Below are 17,671 nucleotides of genomic sequence, written 5' to 3'. Positions count from 1 at the left end.
TTTTACTTTTATAGTAATGAGGTACCTCCAATAAAATTCTTATTAATAGAAATTATTATTAACTTTAAATTTAAGGTGAGTATTATCCGAATTTTTAGATAATACTCATTTTTATTATATCAATAATATTAAGTTTTAAGATTATATATCGATAGAAGTAAGGTATGCTTTTAAATAAAGTAAATTAATGGGGGTAGGCAGATGAAAAAGAAAGTAGGAAAAGTAAGTTTTAAAAGTATTAAAATTCAATTATTAATAAGTTTTATCTCTTTAATAGTTGCTATTTGCATAGGAATCTCTTTAATTTCTTCTTTAATATCAAAAATATCATTAAAAAATACCGTTCAAAAAACTTTACCAGAAATTTCGATTCAAGCTTCAAAGGCTATTGAAAATGGACTTATTGCAGAAATTCAGGCTTTAGAAATAATTTCTGAGAACAATAATTTAAAAGACCCCAAAATATCTATTAATGATAAGGTTTCTACTTTAAAATCAATAGCTAAAAATAGAAATTATACAGCAATGAATTTTATTACATTAGATGGTACTGCTAGCAGAACAGATGGAACTAGTTTTAATGCAAGTGATAGAGATTACTTTAAAAATGCCGCTTCAGGTACATCATATGTATCTGATCCAATTGTTAGTAAGGCATCAGGAGAAATTGTAGTTATATATTCTGTCCCAGTTAAGTTCAATGAAGATGTAATAGGTGTTATCACAGCTGTTAAAGATGGAAATGAACTTAGTAGATTCGTTAGTGATGTTAAGATTGGTTCTACTGGTCAAGCTTTTATACTAAGTAAATATGGGACAACAATAGCACATAAAGATAAAGAATTAGTATTATCTCAAAATAACGATTTTGAAAATATAAAAGAAGACCCAACTCTTCAATCTATAGTAGATATAGAAAAGAAAATGGTAGCTGGTGAAACAGGGTATGGAGACTACACTTATAACGGTGAATCAAAATACGTTGGATATGCTCCAATAAAGCTTACAAATTGGTCCACTGCTATAACAATAGATACAGATGAAATTTTAAGTGAAATACGTACCTTAAATATAGGTATAGCAATAGTATCTATTATATTTATAATAATTGGTGGATTAATCGTAGTGCTTATATCAAAATCTATAAGTAAACCTATTGATGGAGTAATGATTCATTTAAAAGAAATATCAGAGGGAGATTTAAGTAAAGAAATTTCCGAGGAGCTTTTAAATAGACAAGATGAGATAGGTAAGATGTCATCAGCCTTAGATGTTATGAAAGGTTCAATTATTAATATATTAAATGATATAAAGGAAAGTTCTACTGGTATTGATACTCAAACAGATAAACTTTCAGTAACAGGGGATGAAGTATTGTCTTCAAGTAAAAATATCTCAATAGCTATTAACGATGTCTCAAAAGGCACTATGAATCAAGCCACAGATTTAGTTGATATCACTGCAATACTTCAAGAGTTTAGCGCAAAGTTAGAGGATATGGTTAAGATAATAAAAGATGTAGATGTAAATACAATTAATATAAAATCTATGGCTAATAATAGTAATGATGATATGGAAAATGTAATTGAATCAGTTAGAAATGTTAATAAAGCATTTAATGATTTAATTCTGAAAACACAAGGCGTTGGTAAAAATGTAACAAAGGTAAATGAAATAACTAATTTAATAAATAGTATTTCTGAACAAACTAATCTTTTAGCTTTAAATGCAGCTATTGAAGCTGCAAGGGCGGGAGAGGCTGGCCGTGGTTTTTCAGTTGTTGCTGAAGAAATAAGAAAGCTTGCTGAACAAAGCAAAGAATCTTCTATAAATATAGCCACTATAATATCTCAAATATCAAAGGATACAGAATTAATGGTTGAAACCACAGACTCAGTTAAGTCAGAGCTTCAAACTCAAGAAAAAAATATATTTACTGCTATAAAATCATTTGAGAATATAACAGTAGCAGTAAATGAAATAACACCTAAAATTAATGTTGCAAATAATTCAGTTGAAGATTTAAATGAGAATAAGGATGTAATATTAGAAAAAATAGAAGGGGCTTCGGCTATATCTGAGGAAGTATCTGCATCTGCAGAGGAAATATCAGCGTCCACTGAGGAAATGACTAGTTCAACTAAAGTTGTTGCTGAATCATTAAATGAGTTAAGTGACATGAGCAAAAAGATGATGGTTAATGTCAATAAGTTTAAAATATAAATTAATGATGCGATGGGTAACTATTATTACCATCGCATCTACTAAGAAACATCAGTAATATGATGTTTTTTTACTCTTTAGGAAATTATATTTTTATGTTTATTGTGAATAACTATTGTAAAATATTTAGTTATTAAGGTTATATCCTAAAGAGGAAAAATAAGACTATATTCTTAATTTACTAAATAAGTTTTATATAATGAATTTGTATAATTATTTTAAATATACTAAAATGTATATATAGATAATATTAAATTATATAAAGAAAGTAGTGTAATGACTTTCTATTGAATTATTTAAGGAGATGTATTAGTATGAATAATTCAGAAAAAAATATAAAAAAAATTAGTAGACTATTTAATTCAATTGATAACTTTTTAATTGAGGGAAAAGAACAAAAGTTAAAAATGACTCTGAGTAAGAAAATAAAAGATTGTATATTTACAGATGAGATTTTAACAAAGCTTAATGAACATGATTTTACTGGAGTTGTTGATAAGGAAGAGGATGTAGTAGTACTTTTTTCAACTATATTCCCTATATTTATAAAAGAAAATGATACTATATTTAGGTTGTATAAGCATAAAATTGAAGTTGATTTATCTGATGAAATGAAAGATAGGTATATTTACATGTTTTCTGATGGAAGATTAACTTCAGGATTATTTAAGTGTTATAACATTAGTGATGATGAATATGTATATGGAATAAAAAGAATAATAGAGGTTATTCCAATTTTTAAGTCTGCTATATTAGAAACTCTATCTAATTATGAAAGTATTATAAATTCAAATAATAAAATAAAAGACTTAAAATCAAGAGAATCATTAGCTGAAAATAATTATGATGAATTAATATCTTATTTATCAGAAAAAAATAAATAAAATTAAAAGTGAAGAGTTAAAAAATGATTAAGTACTAACCATTTTGCAACTCTTCTTTTTTTATTTTAACTTATGTTAAAACAATAGCTAATTAAAAAGATTTAGTATTTAATAAGTTTATATAGATATTTATGAAAGTATTAGTATTGATAATAAGGTATTTAATTATTAATTGACAACAAGGAAAATACTATTTATAAACTTTTACAGACATAGTTTTGAAAATGGCGAAAAGCTCCATTCCTTTTTCTATACCCATTTCATTTAAGGATTTTTTTGTTATTAGCGCTACTAAAGGAATACCAACATTTAAAATTACTTTTGCACTATTTCCATCTATTATAATATCCGCTACAACACCTTTATGAACATTTCGTGCACTACTTATAAAGGTACCTTTACTTAGTATGATATCTTCTGGATGAATACAAACTTTTACTTTTCCTTCTAGTTCAGTATTAACTTGAATTTTAACTGAGTTAATATATGCAAACATTTCTTCATTTTCATGAATTAAGGTTGCTTCATAGCTGTTTTCATAACCTTTAGATTTTAAAAGATAAATATCAAATTGTGAGTTAGATATACGAAGATGCTTTCCCATACGATGAGCATCTAAATCTCCACGTTTTATCATTTCGTACACAGTGCTTTTAGTTATCTTTAATTTTTGAGCAATTTCATCTGGTGTATATAAGATATCTTCATTCATTTCATTCACCTTTTCATTTTATTATTTAATATAAAAATAATTTAACATAATAATTTAAATATAACAATTAGGAGTTACCTTTTTTGTTAAATTTTAGAACTATATATTTGTTTTTAAATATCATCTTATAGATTTTAAATTCAGTTTAATTGGTAAATAAACCTAAAATTGAAAATAATTTGACATAAGGAAATGTTTACATTATAATTTAAATTATTCATTTTAGTTATGTTTAGTTCGGTTTTGTTGTGTTTTATCAATATTAAAACAACTTTACATTTCTAAACTTATAATTATTTAATAAATGGGGGTATAGAGAATGAAAAAAAGAATAAGTTTAATTTTAAGTATGTGCTGTTTAGTATTTTTTGCTGTTGGGTGTAGCAAAAATAAAGCTACAGAAAATGTAAAGGATAGTCAAACTAAAGAAACAACTATAACTGTTGCAGCTGCAGCAAGTTTAAAAAATTGTATGGAAGATAAATTAATACCAATGTTTAAAGAAAAAAATCCTAATATTAAGGTCCAAGGAACTTACGATAGTTCAGGAAAGTTACAAAGTCAAATTGAAGAAGGTGCAGAAATAGATGTTTTTATGTCAGCAGCAATGAAGCAAATGAATGAATTAAATAAAAAAGGTTTAGTTGATGAGAGCTCTATTGTTGAACTTCTTCAAAATAAAATTATGCTTATTGTTCCAAAAGGTAGTAATAAAGATATAAAAACTTTTGAAGATATATTAAAGTCTGAAAAAATTGCTATTGGAGATCCAGAAAGTGTACCAGTTGGACAATATTCAAAACAATTATTTGAAAACCTTAAAATTTGGGATCAAGTTTCTTCAAAGGCAAGCCTTGGGACAAATGTTACAGAAGTTTTAAATTGGGTTGCTGAAGCTAGTGCTGATGCTGGAGTTGTATATTCAACAGATGCAGCTTCAAATAGTAAAGTAGAAGTTGTTACAGAAGCTAAAGAAGGAAGTGTTTCTAAAGTAATTTATCCAGTAGGTATAGTGAAGAGTACTAAAAATCAAGAATCAGCAAAGAAGTTCACAGAATTTTTGAAATCTGATGAAGCAATCAAAGTATTCGAATCTTATGGATTTTCAGCTAATAAATAGGAGAATATAATGGATATATCACCAATAATAATTTCTTTAAAAACTGCAACCGCATCAATGGTCTTAACATTTTTGTTAGGACTTTTTGTAGCAATATTTATTGTAAAGATAAAGTCCGAAAAAATAAAAATGATTTTAGATGGTATATTAACATTACCATTAGTTTTGCCACCAACAGTAATGGGATTTTTCCTTTTGATTATATTTGGTGTAAATAGGCCAATAGGTAAGTTCTTGTTAGATTTTTTAGGGGTAAAAATAGTTTTTTCTTGGGCAGCCACTGTAATAGCCTCTGTAGTAATATCTTTTCCACTTATGTATCGTTCAGCAAGAGGTGCATTTGAACAAGTTGATCAAAACTTAATAATGGCTGCAAGAACATTAGGAATGTCAGAGAAAAAAATTTTTTGGCGTATAATGATGCCACTTGCATTACCTGGAGTTGCTTCAGGGGGCATACTAGCTTTTGCAAGAGGGCTTGGAGAATTTGGAGCTACAGCAATGATTGCAGGGAACATAGCAAATAAGACAAGGACACTACCTTTAGCAATTTATGCAGAAGTATCAGCAGGGAATATGGGGGTCGCTTTTGACTATGTTCTAATTGTTACCATAATATCATTTATAGTTGTTGTTTTAACAAATTATTTTACTCTAAGAGAAAGAAAATATTTGAAGTAAGGAAGAATTTAATGAGTTTGTTTGTTGATATAAAGAAAAAGTTAAAAGGTTTTTCTCTTGATGTTTCTTTTGAAACAAATGGAGAGTATCTTGGAATTTTAGGTGCTTCTGGCAGTGGAAAAAGTATGACTCTTAAATGTATTGCTGGAATTGAAACTCCTGATGAAGGACGTATTGTACTTAATGGAAAAGTATTATTTGATTCTGAGAAAAAAATTAATCTTAAGCCTCAAGAAAGAAATATAGGATATTTGTTTCAAAATTATGCTTTGTTTCCGAACATGACTGTAGAAGAAAATATTGGAATAGCACTATTAGATTCAAAAAGGGAAAAAGAAAAGAAGGTAAATGAAATTATAAAATCATTTCATTTGCAAGGATTAGAAAAGAAATACCCAAGTCAACTTTCTGGAGGTCAGCAACAAAGAGTTGCTATGGGTAGGTGTATTATATATAAACCAGATATATTGATGCTTGATGAACCATTTTCTGCATTAGATTCATATTTAAAAGAGCAGCTTCAGACTGAGGTTTTAGAATTGCTAAAATTGTATAATGGAGAAGTTTTAATGGTTACTCATAGCAGGGAAGAAGTATATAAGTTTTGTAAAAATATTGCTATTATTGACAAAGGTAATTCAATTTTATTAGGAAACACTAAGGAGATTTTTAAAGAACCAAAATTGTTTGAAGCAGCAATACTTACAGGCTGCAAAAATATTTCAAAATGCCAAATTCTTTCTTCAAATAGGGTTTATGCTACTGATTGGAATATCATCTTAGAAACAGAAAAAATAGTACCTGAAAATATAAATTATGTTGGAGTTAGAGCTCACAACTTTAAAATCATTGATGATGTTAACACACAGGATGAAAAAAATGTTCTAGAATGTAAAATAATTAAGATAGTAGAAAACGTATTTGAATATAACATAATGTTTGAAAATAAAAATATTAATGAAAAAAGTGATAACAGTGTTATATTGTATAAAGTTAAGAAAGAGGAATGGGATAATAAAAAAAATAAAGAAAATTTATATTTAAAAATACCTGAAGATTCAATTTTACTTTTGGAGTAATAATTTATAGTGATTATATAGTAGCTTAATAAGTAAAGTTCTTAATTTATAATACAAAATTTAATAATGATTAGACAAAAGGGATATTTTTATAGCTGAAAATATCCCTTTTGTTTACAGTATAAATAGGTTAGCAAAATTTTTTTATTAATTTATTATTTTTTATAATTAATATTTTAAGAAAATCTCTAAAATTTGTTAAAATTTTATCCTAATCATTTATGAGTCAAGTCATAATTTATAAGACAAATAGAGCTTACTATCAGGAGGGATTTAATTTAAATTAATATATTATTTTTTGATATAACCATTTTTGTGAAATAATAAACAAATATATAAAAATAGGGATATATTGACAATTGAATATATGACGTGATAGAATAATATCGTACTGTAAATGATTACAAAAAATAGAGGGATAGAGGAATAAAATGAGTAATTTTAAAAGAGTTTTAGAGGACAATCCTATAGTCGCAGCAGTAAAAGATGAAAAAGAATTAGAGTTAGCTTTAGAGAGTGATATACAAGTTATTTTCGTTTTATTCGGAAACATATTAAATATTAAAAATATAAGTGAAAAAATATTTAATAGTAATAAAATAGGTGTTATTCATATAGACTTAATAGAGGGGATTTCAAGTAAAGAAGTATCTTTGAGATTCTTAATTGAAAACACAAAATTCCAAGGGATAATAAGTACAAAGCCTCAAGTAATAAGATCAGCTAAGAGACTTGGACTTATAGCCGTTCAAAGAGTATTTATGATAGATAGTTTGTCTAAAGAAAATATAAAAAATCATTTAGTAGATGAGTGTGATGCTGTAGAGATTCTTCCAGGATTACTTTTCAAAATAATTAAGGAACTTTCTTTAAGTCTTAATAAGCCATTAATAGCAGGGGGATTAATTTCAGATAAGGAAGATGTAATGGAAGCCTTAAAGTGTGGTGCGACATGTATATCTACAACTAAAAAAGAAATATGGTCTATGTAGAAAAGAGAGAATAAGAGAAAAAGCTACATAAGATTGCTCATGCAATTTTATGTGGTTTTTTTTCTTAAAATAATAATTTTAATAAAAGGGGAGAGCAAAATGCAAGCATATTTAGCAGAGTTCTTAGGTACACTTATTTTAATTCTACTAGGTAATGGGGTTGTTGCCAATGTAGTACTAAAGAAAACAAAGGGAAATTCTTCAGGATGGATTGTAATAACAGCAGGATGGGGGTTTGCTGTAGCAGTAGCAGCATATATTACAGGATGGATGAGTGGTGCTCATCTAAATCCAGCAGTAACTATTGGACTAGCTTCATCAGGATTATTTGCTTGGGGAGAAGTACCAATGTATATAATAAGCCAGATGTTAGGAGCCATGGTTGGGATGCTTATTGTTTATATTAACTATAAGCAACATTATGATGAAACTTCAAATGGAGAAGACATAAGAGCAACATTTTGCACAGCACCAGCTATAAAAAATAAATTTTATAATTTTGTAGGTGAATTTACTGGAACCTTTATATTATTATTAGGTATAAGAGGAATAACTTATAGTGAAGTCTTTAAAACTACCTTCCAAGGTTCAGGAGGAGAAATAATAGGAACAGTAGGAATTATGGGATCATTTTTGGTAGGTATTTTAGTATGGGGTATAGGATTGTCTCTTGGAGGTACAACAGGATATGCAATAAATCCAGCTAGAGACTTAGGACCAAGAATAGTACATGCTATATTACCTATGAAGAATAAAGTTGATTCAGATTGGAGCTATTCTTTAATACCAGTTATAGCACCTATACTTGGAGGAGTTTTTGGAAGTTTAGTATTTGATTTAATTATTAAATTATAAATTTGAAATTGAAAAATGAGGGAGAGATAACTATGGGAAAGTATATTATAGCACTAGATCAAGGAACAACAAGTTCAAGAGCAATTGTATTTGATAAGGAACAAAATATAGTAGGAATAAGCCAAAAAGAATTTACTCAAATATATCCTAAAGAAGGATGGGTTGAGCATGATCCAATGGAAATATGGGCTACTCAATATGGAGTACTTCAGGAGGTTATAGCTAAAACTAATATTACTCAAGATGAAGTAGCAGCTATAGGTATAACAAATCAAAGAGAAACTACTATTGTTTGGGAAAAAAGCACAGGAAGACCTGTTTATAATGCAATTGTATGGCAATGTAGAAGAACAGCGGATATATGTGATAATCTAAAAGCTAATGGATGGGAAGATTATATTAAGAAAAATACTGGATTAGTTGTAGACGCTTATTTTTCAGGAACTAAAATAAAATGGATACTAGATAATGTAGAAGGTGCAAGAGAAAAGGCAGACAGAGGAGAACTTTTATTTGGAACTGTAGATACATGGCTTGTATGGAAGTTAACTAATGGTAAAGTTCATGTTACTGATTATACTAATGCATCAAGAACTATGCTTTATAATATAAAAGAATTAAAATGGGATGACAAAATTTTAGAGGAATTAAATATACCAAAGTCAATGTTACCAGAAGTTAGAAATTGTTCTGAAGTTTATGGTGATACAAACCTTGGAGGAAAAGGTGGAGTAAGAGTTCCTATAGCTGGTATGGCAGGAGACCAACAAGCTGCTTTATTTGGGCAAACTTGTTTTGAAAAGGGTGAAGCTAAGAATACCTATGGAACAGGATGCTTCTTGTTAATGAATACAGGCGAAGAAATGGTAGAAAGTAAAAATGGTCTTTTAACGACTATAGCTATAGGTCTTGATGGAAAGGTTCAATATGCTTTAGAGGGATCTGTATTTGTAGGAGGGGCTGTTATTCAATGGCTTAGAGATGAGCTAAAAATAGTAAATGATTCAGTAGATACTGAATATTTTGCATCTAAGGTTGATGACAATGGTGGAGTGTATATAGTACCAGCTTTTGTTGGACTTGGAGCACCTCATTGGGACATGTATGCTAGGGGAGCAATATTTGGAATAACAAGAGGAACTAATAGAAATCATCTTATGAGAGCTGCTCTTGAGTCCATAGCATATCAAACAAGAGATCTTATAGATGCTATGAAGGAGGATGTTGGATCAGATCTTAAGAGTATAAAAGTAGATGGAGGAGCAAGTAGAAATAAATTCTTAATGCAATTCCAAGCAGATTTATTAGGTAAAAAGGTTGTAAGGCCTATAATATCAGAAACAACAGCATTAGGAGCGGCTTATTTAGCAGGTCTTGCAGTAGGATTCTGGAAGGATAAAGAAGAAGTTAAGAAGTTCTGGCATATGGCTGATGAATTTGATGCAAAGCTTGATAAAGAGCAAGTAGATAAGTATTATAAAGGATGGAAAAAAGCTGTTAAGAGATCCTTAAGATGGGAAGATGAAGAGTAGTACTAAATAATATTCCGATGATTAATATTTATAAATAGTAAAATTATATTTTTAAGAGGTATATGTCTTAGATATTATATTTTAAGACATATACCTTAAATATATATCGCTATAATATATATTTTTATATAATGGAATTTCTATTGCTGAGATAGTAAAATGTCTTATGTATTTATTATAAGATCAAAATAAGATTAGTATAGCAATTAGAATCTTTTATAATAATAGAAGAAAATTTATATAAAGATCCATATGAGAAAGTAAAATAGCCTGTCATAGATTAAGACGGGCTATTTTTTTATTGTATTGTTAATATAATAAGCGAAAATAACGTCAAGAATAATTAAAAGAGTAGATCTTGCTGTTATATCATAACCATATAAATTGCTTTTTTCAGAATAAGTATTTATAGAAGTATCTACAAGTTTAGATAAGGAAGAATCAGGAGTGTTAACTATAGCAGCAGTTTTAAAATTTCTATAGCTTAGCTTTTCAGCTATATTGGTTAATGTATGAGTTTCTCCACTATTAGATATAAATATAATTAAATCATCATGAGTTGAACTTTTATCTAGAAGATCAATTATGTGAGATTCGTATATATAAAAGCTACTTTTATTAGCTTGCATTAGTAGTTTAGAGAAGTATTCCCCCATGGGTTTAGAAAGCCCAACAGAAACTATAATTATTTTCGTAGCTTCTTTTATCATATTTACTAATCTATTTATGTTATTAATAGAGAGTTTATCTAGTGAAAGATTTATATTATTTTTGATAGCTTCTATATAGTTATCTATATGAGGATTAGTATCTATATTAATAGTTTTTAATATGTATTTAAGCTCTGAAAAGCCTGATAAGCCTAGTTTACTACACATTCTAATAATTGTAGTTGTACTTACATTGTTTTCATCTGCCATTTTAGTTAAAGATTCTTTTTTTGATTTTTCTAAATTTGAGTCAATATAATAAAAAATATGTTTTTCAGCATAAGTTAAATTATTTAGCTTATCAGAGAAGTAATTAACAAGAGTACTCATAAATATAACCTCCAAATAAAAAAATTGTATATTTAAAATCATTATACACATTTAGATATAAAAAAGTAAAATTATACTTTCATTGTATAACAAAAATTTATATAAGTATGTAATAATAGGCTTGTAAAAGATTGCAAAAGATATAAAGCGATGTACATTAAAATTAAAAAGGAGAGAATGAAGATGGATTTAAAAAAGATGACCAATAATAATCTTATTCTTTTAAATCAGAAATGTTCAAATAAAAAAGAAGTAATAAAAAAATTAGTAGAAAGACTTTATGATGATAATATAATTTCATCAAAAGAAGAATTTTTACAAGCAGTTATGGAAAGAGAAGCACATTCTCCAACAGGGCTTGAAAGAGGAGTTGCCATTCCACATGGTAAGTCAACCACAGTAAAAAAAGCAGCTTTTGCAGTGGCAAGATTAGAAAAGCCTATAATGGATTGGGAAAGTGTTACTGATGACAATAATGTTGATTTAGTATTTTTATTAGCTATTCCAAAAGCTGAAGAAGGATCAACTCACTTAAAATTATTAGCTGAATTATCATCGGCTTTAATGTATGAAGATTTCACAACTAATTTAAAAAAGGCTAAAAATAGTAAAGAATTTATTGAAGCCTTAAATTATAAGAAGGAAAATAGTGAAGTTAAAGAATATAATAAGACGGTCTTAGCTGTTACAGCTTGTGCTACAGGAATTGCTCACACATATATGTCTGCTGAAGCATTAGAAAAGGCAGGAAGAGAAATGGGAGTTAGAATACTTGTTGAAAAGCAAGGGGCTAATGGAATAGAAGATAAGCATAGCAAAGAAGATATAAAAAATGCTGATGGAGTAATATTTGCATGTGATATAGCTGTTAAAAATATTGAAAGATATAATGGCAAAAATTTTGTTAAAGTAAAAGTTGCTGAACCATTAAAGGATGCTAAGGCTTTAATAAATAGAGTTTTAGAAAATCCAGAAGGAAAAGTAGATGGAGGAGAAGTAGCGGACACATCAAAAGATAATGAAAAGAAAAAAGGAATTTTATCTGAAATGATGGAAGCTGTAATGACTGGTATTTCTTATATGATTCCAGTTATAGTTGCAGCAGGCCTTATGATGGGAATAGCAAAGCTTTGGGCTATGGGAATAGGTCAAATAGATAACTTAGGTCAGTTTGGAGAAAGCTCAAATCAATTGTATGTATTCTTACATTATTTAGATAAGTTTGGTGGATTAATATTTAAGTTTATATATCCAGTATTTGCAGCTTATGTTTCTTATTCAATAGCAGATAGACCAGGTCTTGTACCAGGGTTCATAGGAGGTGCTTTTGCTGGTGGATTACATTATACATTCTGGGGAGTTAAGGGTGGAATACCTTCAGGATTCTTAGGTGCTTTAGTATTAGGTCTAGTTGCAGGTTATTTAAGTAAATTCTTAAATGAGAAGATTAAATTACCAAAAAATCTTCAGGCAATGAAACCAATGTTTTTATTACCTGGTATATCAGTATTAACTATATTTATACTGAATTTTTATCTTATAGATCCAATTTTTGGAGGAATAAATGGTTGGTTATCAAATTTAATAGCTTCTTTTGATACAGGAAGTACGTTACTATTAACATCTGTAATAGCAGCTTGTACAGCGTTTGATCTTGGAGGTCCAGTAAATAAGGCAGCTGGAGCTATAGCTATGGGACTAGCAGCAGATGGCATATTCCCTCTAACAGGAAGAGTATTATCTATAATAATACCTCCAATAGGGTTGGGGCTTGCAACAGTTTTAGATAAATTTGTCGTTAAGAGAAGAGTATTTGATGAAAGTTTAAGAGTTGTTGGTAGTACATCAATTATGTTAGGACTTATAGCAGTAAGTGAGGGAGCTATACCATTTATGTTAAAGAACCCATTAATAACTATTCCAATTAATATGCTTGGTGCAATATTTGGATCATGTACTGCTGTTGCTTTAGGTGCAGTTCAGTGGAATCCATTACCAGCAATATGGGGATGGCCTTTAGTGGAGAACTTATGGGCTTATATAGTAGGGCTACTAGTAGGAACATTATTTATAGCTTTGGCAAATATATTTATAAGATATTACTTAATTAAAAAAGAAGAGAAGAACATAATGTAATAATGAATGAGGAACTAAAAACTATATTTATAGTTTTTAGTTCTTTCATTAGGAAGTAAAATTAGGAGGATAAGAATGAGTAGAGGAAAAAAGGTATATGTAGTACCACATTCACATTGGGATAGGGAGTGGTACTTTACAATAGAGGATTCAAACCTACTACTAAGTCAAAATATGTCATATCTTATGGATGTATTAGAAAAAAATTCAGAATTTAATTCATATACATTTGATGCTCAGCTTTCAATTGTTGATGAATATTTAAAAATTTATCCAGAAGATAGGGAAAAGTTAGAAAAATTAATAAAAGAAAGAAGAATCTTTGTAGGGCCTTGGTATACTCAAACTGATAGTTTATTAGTAAATAAGGAGTCTATAATAAGAAATTTACTATATGGAACAAGATTAGGAAATAAGTTAGGTCATTCTATGAAGGTAGGATATTTACCTGATATTTTTGGGCAAAATCAATATTTACCTTCAATTTTTAAAGAGTTTGATATAGAAAATAGTGTACTTCAAAGAGGGGTGTACACTGATGAGTTAAAGGGAAATTTGAACTTTAAATGGACTTCACCTGATGGAGAGACTGTAAAGGCAAACAATATTTTCTTAGGATATGGACCAGGAAAATTTTTATCATCAGATAAAGAGTATATAGAAGAAAAGCTTATGCCTATGCTTAAAAAACTAGAGGATTTAAATAAGGATTCAGATAATCTTTTATTACCAGCTGGTGGAGATCAAGTTCTTATTAGAGAGCACTTTCCAAAGGTTGTGAAAGAACTTAATGAAAAACAAGATAAGTATGAATTTATATTATCTAACTATGAAAATTTTATGGCGGATACTTGGAATGCTGATTTTGAAAATGAAATAAGAGGAGAGTTAATAGCTTGTCAAAAATCAAGAATTCATAATACTATAAAATCTCAAAGATATGATATTAAAAAAGCTAATTATGACGTGGAAAACAAGATACTTTATATTTTAGAGCCACTTGCTGTTATAGGAAAATCTTTAGGTTTAAAATATCCAACATCCTGGATAGATATAATGTGGAAATTATTATTTGATGTGCATGCTCATGATAGTATAGGTGGATGCAATTCTGATGATACAAATAGAGAAATTCTAAATAGATTAGAAAAGGTAAATAGAATTTGTTCAGGATTAATAAACATAATAAAGAAACAAATTACTATAGCAATTAGTAATAAGATTGGAAAGGAAAATATACTTGTACTTTTCAATACTAAGGTGCAAAACTCAATAGAAAATATCAAAACAGTAATATTCACTAAAGAAGAAAACTTTATACTAGAAAATTTAGATGGAAGCAATGTAAGCTTTGATTTAATAAAGCAAGATTATTTAAGTGGGGGAAAACAAGTTGTAGTAACAGCTGAGGGCGAAAAGGAGATAGAACTTCCAGGGTACTATAGAAGTGAAGTAGTTATAAATAATCAGGAGCTTTTAGCTATAGGATATAAGACTATAGTAGTTAATGATGGAACAATAAATAAAGAAAATATTCTAGAATCTATTAAAGAAAATAAAATAGAAAATGAGAGCTTTAAAATAGTGGTTCAGGATAATAATATTATATTAGTTAATAAGAAAACTAAAGAAGAAATTAAAAATATGTTCTACTTTGAGGATACTGAAGATTGTGGTGATTCTTATGATTATTCACCAGCAGAAAGTAATGAAAAAACACTTCTATTAGAAGCTATATTTTTAGGTGTTAAAAAATCTAGAAACATAAATAAGATGTTTATTCAGCATAAAGGATTTAACTTAAAAGCTGAAGAGGTAATTGTAAATACAGAAATAGAGCTTAGAAGTAATGAATCATTTATAAGAATAAAACACAGTATAGATAATAATGTTAAGGATCATAGGGTAAGAGTTATATTAAATAGTAACGTAAACAGTACAACATCTTTAAGTGATGAAGGATTTTCCTTTGTTGAGAGAAATAATATAAACACATGTTTTAATACATGGAGAGAAAAAGGCTTTGCAGAAGCTCCAGTACCTATATATTCCTTAGAAAATATAGTTGCATTAAAGAATGAAAATAATATTTATGGAATTATTGCTAAGGGAATTAAAGAATTTGAGATTTTAGATGATTCAAAGATAGCACTAACACTATTTAGAAGTGTTGGAGTACTTGGAAAAGATAATCTTCTATGGAGACCAGGAAGAGCTTCAGGAATAAATAATAAGGTTGTTTACACTGAAGATGCACAACTAATTAAGGAAATGAATTTCGAGTATGCAATAGCAATGATAGATTCAACAGAAGAAGAATTATTTAAGCTAGCAGATAAGTATATTGAAAGATACACAACTTATCAAAAGCAAAGCTTAAACCTTTTTGAAGAGAGATTGGAAAGATTTGAAATTCCATTAAATTATGAAGTTAATAAAGAGGAATATTCTTTAATTAAAATAGATAATTGTAATGTAATACAAAGTGTATTTAAAGAATCTTATGAAAAAGATGGATATATATTAAGACTATTTAATCCTAGTGATAAAGAGGAGAGTGTTGGTTTAATGGGAGATTTTAAAAAATTAACATTAACTAATCTTTATGAAAGAGAAATTGAGGAGATTACAGGAAAAATTAAAATCAAGCCTAGAGGGTATGTAACTATAAAGGTAAGATTATAAAATCTGGAGGTTTTTATGAATAAACTAGAACTAATTAAATCTATAGTTGAAAAAATAAAATTTGTATATAATTCAGATTATAAAGAAGAATTTGAAGTGGAAATTGAAAAGCTAATAAATAAGTGGGAGAAAGTAAGTTTTATAATACCAGAAGCTATTTCTGAAAAAAATGTATATTTAATAACTTATGGAGATAGTATTTATGAAGAGGGAGTACCAACAATAAGAACTTTAAATAAGTTTTTAAAGGAAAATATAGAAGATACTATAACTGATGTGCATATACTTCCAATGTTTACTTATACTTCTGATGATGGATTTTCTGTAGTTAATTATATGGAAATAAATAAGGATTTAGGAGATTGGGAAGATATAAAAAATTTATCTAAAGATTATAGATTGATGTATGACTTTGTAGCTAATCATATTTCTAAATCTAGTAGCTGGTTTAAGGGATACTTAAATGATGAAGAAAAATATAAAAATTATTTCATAAAAGATGATAATAGCTTTGATAGTAAGAATGTAGTAAGGCCTAGAACATCACCATTATTTCATGAGTATAAGGGTGAAAATGGATTAAAGACAGCTTGGACAACATTTAGTGAAGATCAAATTGATGTTAATTTTGGACATTTCCCAGTTTTTTTAGAAATGACAGATATATTATTAAACTATGCCCAAAATGGTGCCACATCAATAAGATTAGATGCTATAGGCTTTTTATGGAAGGAATCAGGTACAAGTTGCATGCACCTTCCACAAACTCATGCCATTATTGAGATTTGGAGAATGCTTTTAGATTATTTTAAGCCAAATACTCAAATAATAACAGAAACTAACGTACCTCATAAAGAGAATATAAGTTATTTTGGTGATACAACTAACGAAGCTAATATGGTGTATCAATTTGCTTTACCACCATTAGTTTTACATACTCTTACAACTCATAACTCTAAAAAGTTAAATGAGTGGGCTAAAACTATAGATAAGGTATCTAACACGGCAACATACTTTAATTTTCTATCAAGTCATGATGGCATAGGAATGAGACCAACAGAAGGTATATTATCTGACGAAGAAAAGCAACTTTTAGTAGACAAGGTTATTAAAAATGGTGGTAAGGTTTCTTATAAGAATAATACTGATGGAAGTAAGTCTGTATATGAGCTTAATATAAATTATAATGATGCTATTATAAATTCAGAAGAGGATATTGAATTAGAAAGTCAAATTAATAAGATAGTTGCTTCAAATTCTATATTATTATCTTGTGTAGGAGTACCAGCAATATACTATCACTCACTATTAGGTTCAAAAAATGACTATAAAGGCTTAGAAGATTCAGGAATAAATAGAAGGATTAATAGAGAAAGACTTGAGTTCTCAAGAATATCTACTGAATTAAAGTTAGATGAAAGAAGAAAAAAGATATTTAATAGAATAAAGGAATTAATTAAAATAAGAAAAGAACATTCTGCATTTTCACCATTTGCGTCTCAAAAGGTTTTAAATCTAGGAGAAAATATATTTGCTTTAGAAAGATTTAATGAATACACAAAGGAGAAAATAACTTTTATAGTAAATATAGATTCTAAAATATCAAAAGTAAATTCAATTATTTCTGGTAAAGATATAATTACAGGTAGAGAAATAAGTAGTAACATAGAATTAAAACCGTATGAATTCTTATGGATAAAGTAAATTAAAATAAGATATTGATATATTTTGA

Annotated in this window: 13 protein-coding genes; 11 read left to right on the top strand and 2 right to left on the bottom strand. The window is 28.1% G+C overall.

Annotated elements, in window-relative coordinates:
- Positions 1–201 precede the first annotated feature (201 nt).
- On the top strand, positions 202–2,223 hold the full coding sequence (locus tag ACYUEX_RS11685) for a methyl-accepting chemotaxis protein (RefSeq protein ID WP_460288324.1): 2,022 nt from the start codon (positions 202–204) through the stop codon (positions 2,221–2,223).
- Between the two features lie 314 nt (positions 2,224–2,537).
- The gene (locus ACYUEX_RS11680) at positions 2,538–3,107 is read left to right on the top strand and encodes a hypothetical protein (protein WP_411168364.1); all 570 of its coding nucleotides are present in this window, start codon (positions 2,538–2,540) and stop codon (positions 3,105–3,107) included.
- A 190-nt stretch (positions 3,108–3,297) separates the two neighbouring features.
- On the opposite strand, the gene ACYUEX_RS11675 is transcribed toward ACYUEX_RS11680, so the two are convergent.
- Positions 3,298–3,819: an excisionase family DNA-binding protein gene (locus tag ACYUEX_RS11675; RefSeq protein WP_411168363.1), complete on the bottom strand. Its 522-nt coding sequence runs from the start codon at positions 3,817–3,819 to the stop codon at positions 3,298–3,300.
- A 319-nt stretch (positions 3,820–4,138) separates the two neighbouring features.
- Between ACYUEX_RS11675 and modA the strand changes: the two genes are divergently transcribed.
- From modA to glpK, 6 genes are all read left to right on the top strand, one after another.
- Positions 4,139–4,939: a molybdate ABC transporter substrate-binding protein gene (gene modA, locus ACYUEX_RS11670; RefSeq protein ID WP_460288323.1), complete on the top strand. Its 801-nt coding sequence runs from the start codon at positions 4,139–4,141 to the stop codon at positions 4,937–4,939.
- Positions 4,940–4,948: 9 nt separating this feature from the next.
- Entirely contained in the window at positions 4,949–5,620 is a 672-nt protein-coding gene (gene modB, locus ACYUEX_RS11665) for a molybdate ABC transporter permease subunit (protein ID WP_411168361.1), read from the top strand.
- Positions 5,621–5,631: 11 nt separating this feature from the next.
- On the top strand, positions 5,632–6,699 hold the full coding sequence (locus ACYUEX_RS11660; RefSeq protein ID WP_460288321.1) for a sulfate/molybdate ABC transporter ATP-binding protein: 1,068 nt from the start codon (positions 5,632–5,634) through the stop codon (positions 6,697–6,699).
- Between the two features lie 431 nt (positions 6,700–7,130).
- Complete coding sequence (locus tag ACYUEX_RS11655; protein ID WP_411168359.1) at positions 7,131–7,691, top strand: glycerol-3-phosphate responsive antiterminator; 561 nt, start codon at positions 7,131–7,133, stop codon at positions 7,689–7,691.
- 99 nt (positions 7,692–7,790) lie between these two features.
- Positions 7,791–8,546, top strand: a complete 756-nt coding sequence (locus ACYUEX_RS11650) for an MIP/aquaporin family protein (RefSeq protein ID WP_460288320.1) — start codon at positions 7,791–7,793, stop codon at positions 8,544–8,546.
- Positions 8,547–8,578: 32 nt separating this feature from the next.
- On the top strand, positions 8,579–10,078 hold the full coding sequence (glpK, locus tag ACYUEX_RS11645) for a glycerol kinase GlpK (RefSeq protein ID WP_411168357.1): 1,500 nt from the start codon (positions 8,579–8,581) through the stop codon (positions 10,076–10,078).
- 290 nt (positions 10,079–10,368) lie between these two features.
- Here the strand turns inward: glpK and ACYUEX_RS11640 are convergent, their stop codons facing one another.
- On the bottom strand, positions 10,369–11,118 hold the full coding sequence (locus tag ACYUEX_RS11640; protein WP_460288319.1) for a MurR/RpiR family transcriptional regulator: 750 nt from the start codon (positions 11,116–11,118) through the stop codon (positions 10,369–10,371).
- 183 nt (positions 11,119–11,301) lie between these two features.
- Here ACYUEX_RS11640 and ACYUEX_RS11635 point away from each other — a divergent pair, with 183 nt between their 5' ends.
- From ACYUEX_RS11635 to ACYUEX_RS11625, 3 genes are all read left to right on the top strand, one after another.
- A complete protein-coding gene (locus ACYUEX_RS11635) occupies positions 11,302–13,254 on the top strand; it encodes a fructose-specific PTS transporter subunit EIIC (protein ID WP_460288318.1) in 1,953 nt (650 codons plus the stop codon).
- A gap of 75 nt (positions 13,255–13,329) precedes the next feature.
- On the top strand, positions 13,330–15,939 hold the full coding sequence (locus ACYUEX_RS11630; RefSeq protein ID WP_460288317.1) for a glycoside hydrolase family 38 N-terminal domain-containing protein: 2,610 nt from the start codon (positions 13,330–13,332) through the stop codon (positions 15,937–15,939).
- A gap of 15 nt (positions 15,940–15,954) precedes the next feature.
- On the top strand, positions 15,955–17,643 hold the full coding sequence (locus tag ACYUEX_RS11625) for a sugar phosphorylase (protein ID WP_460288316.1): 1,689 nt from the start codon (positions 15,955–15,957) through the stop codon (positions 17,641–17,643).
- Positions 17,644–17,671: the final 28 nt, after the last annotated feature.

It is taken from the genome of Clostridium sp. CTA-7, from assembly GCF_054768095.1.
This window is presented reverse-complemented; position numbering and strand designations above follow the sequence as displayed.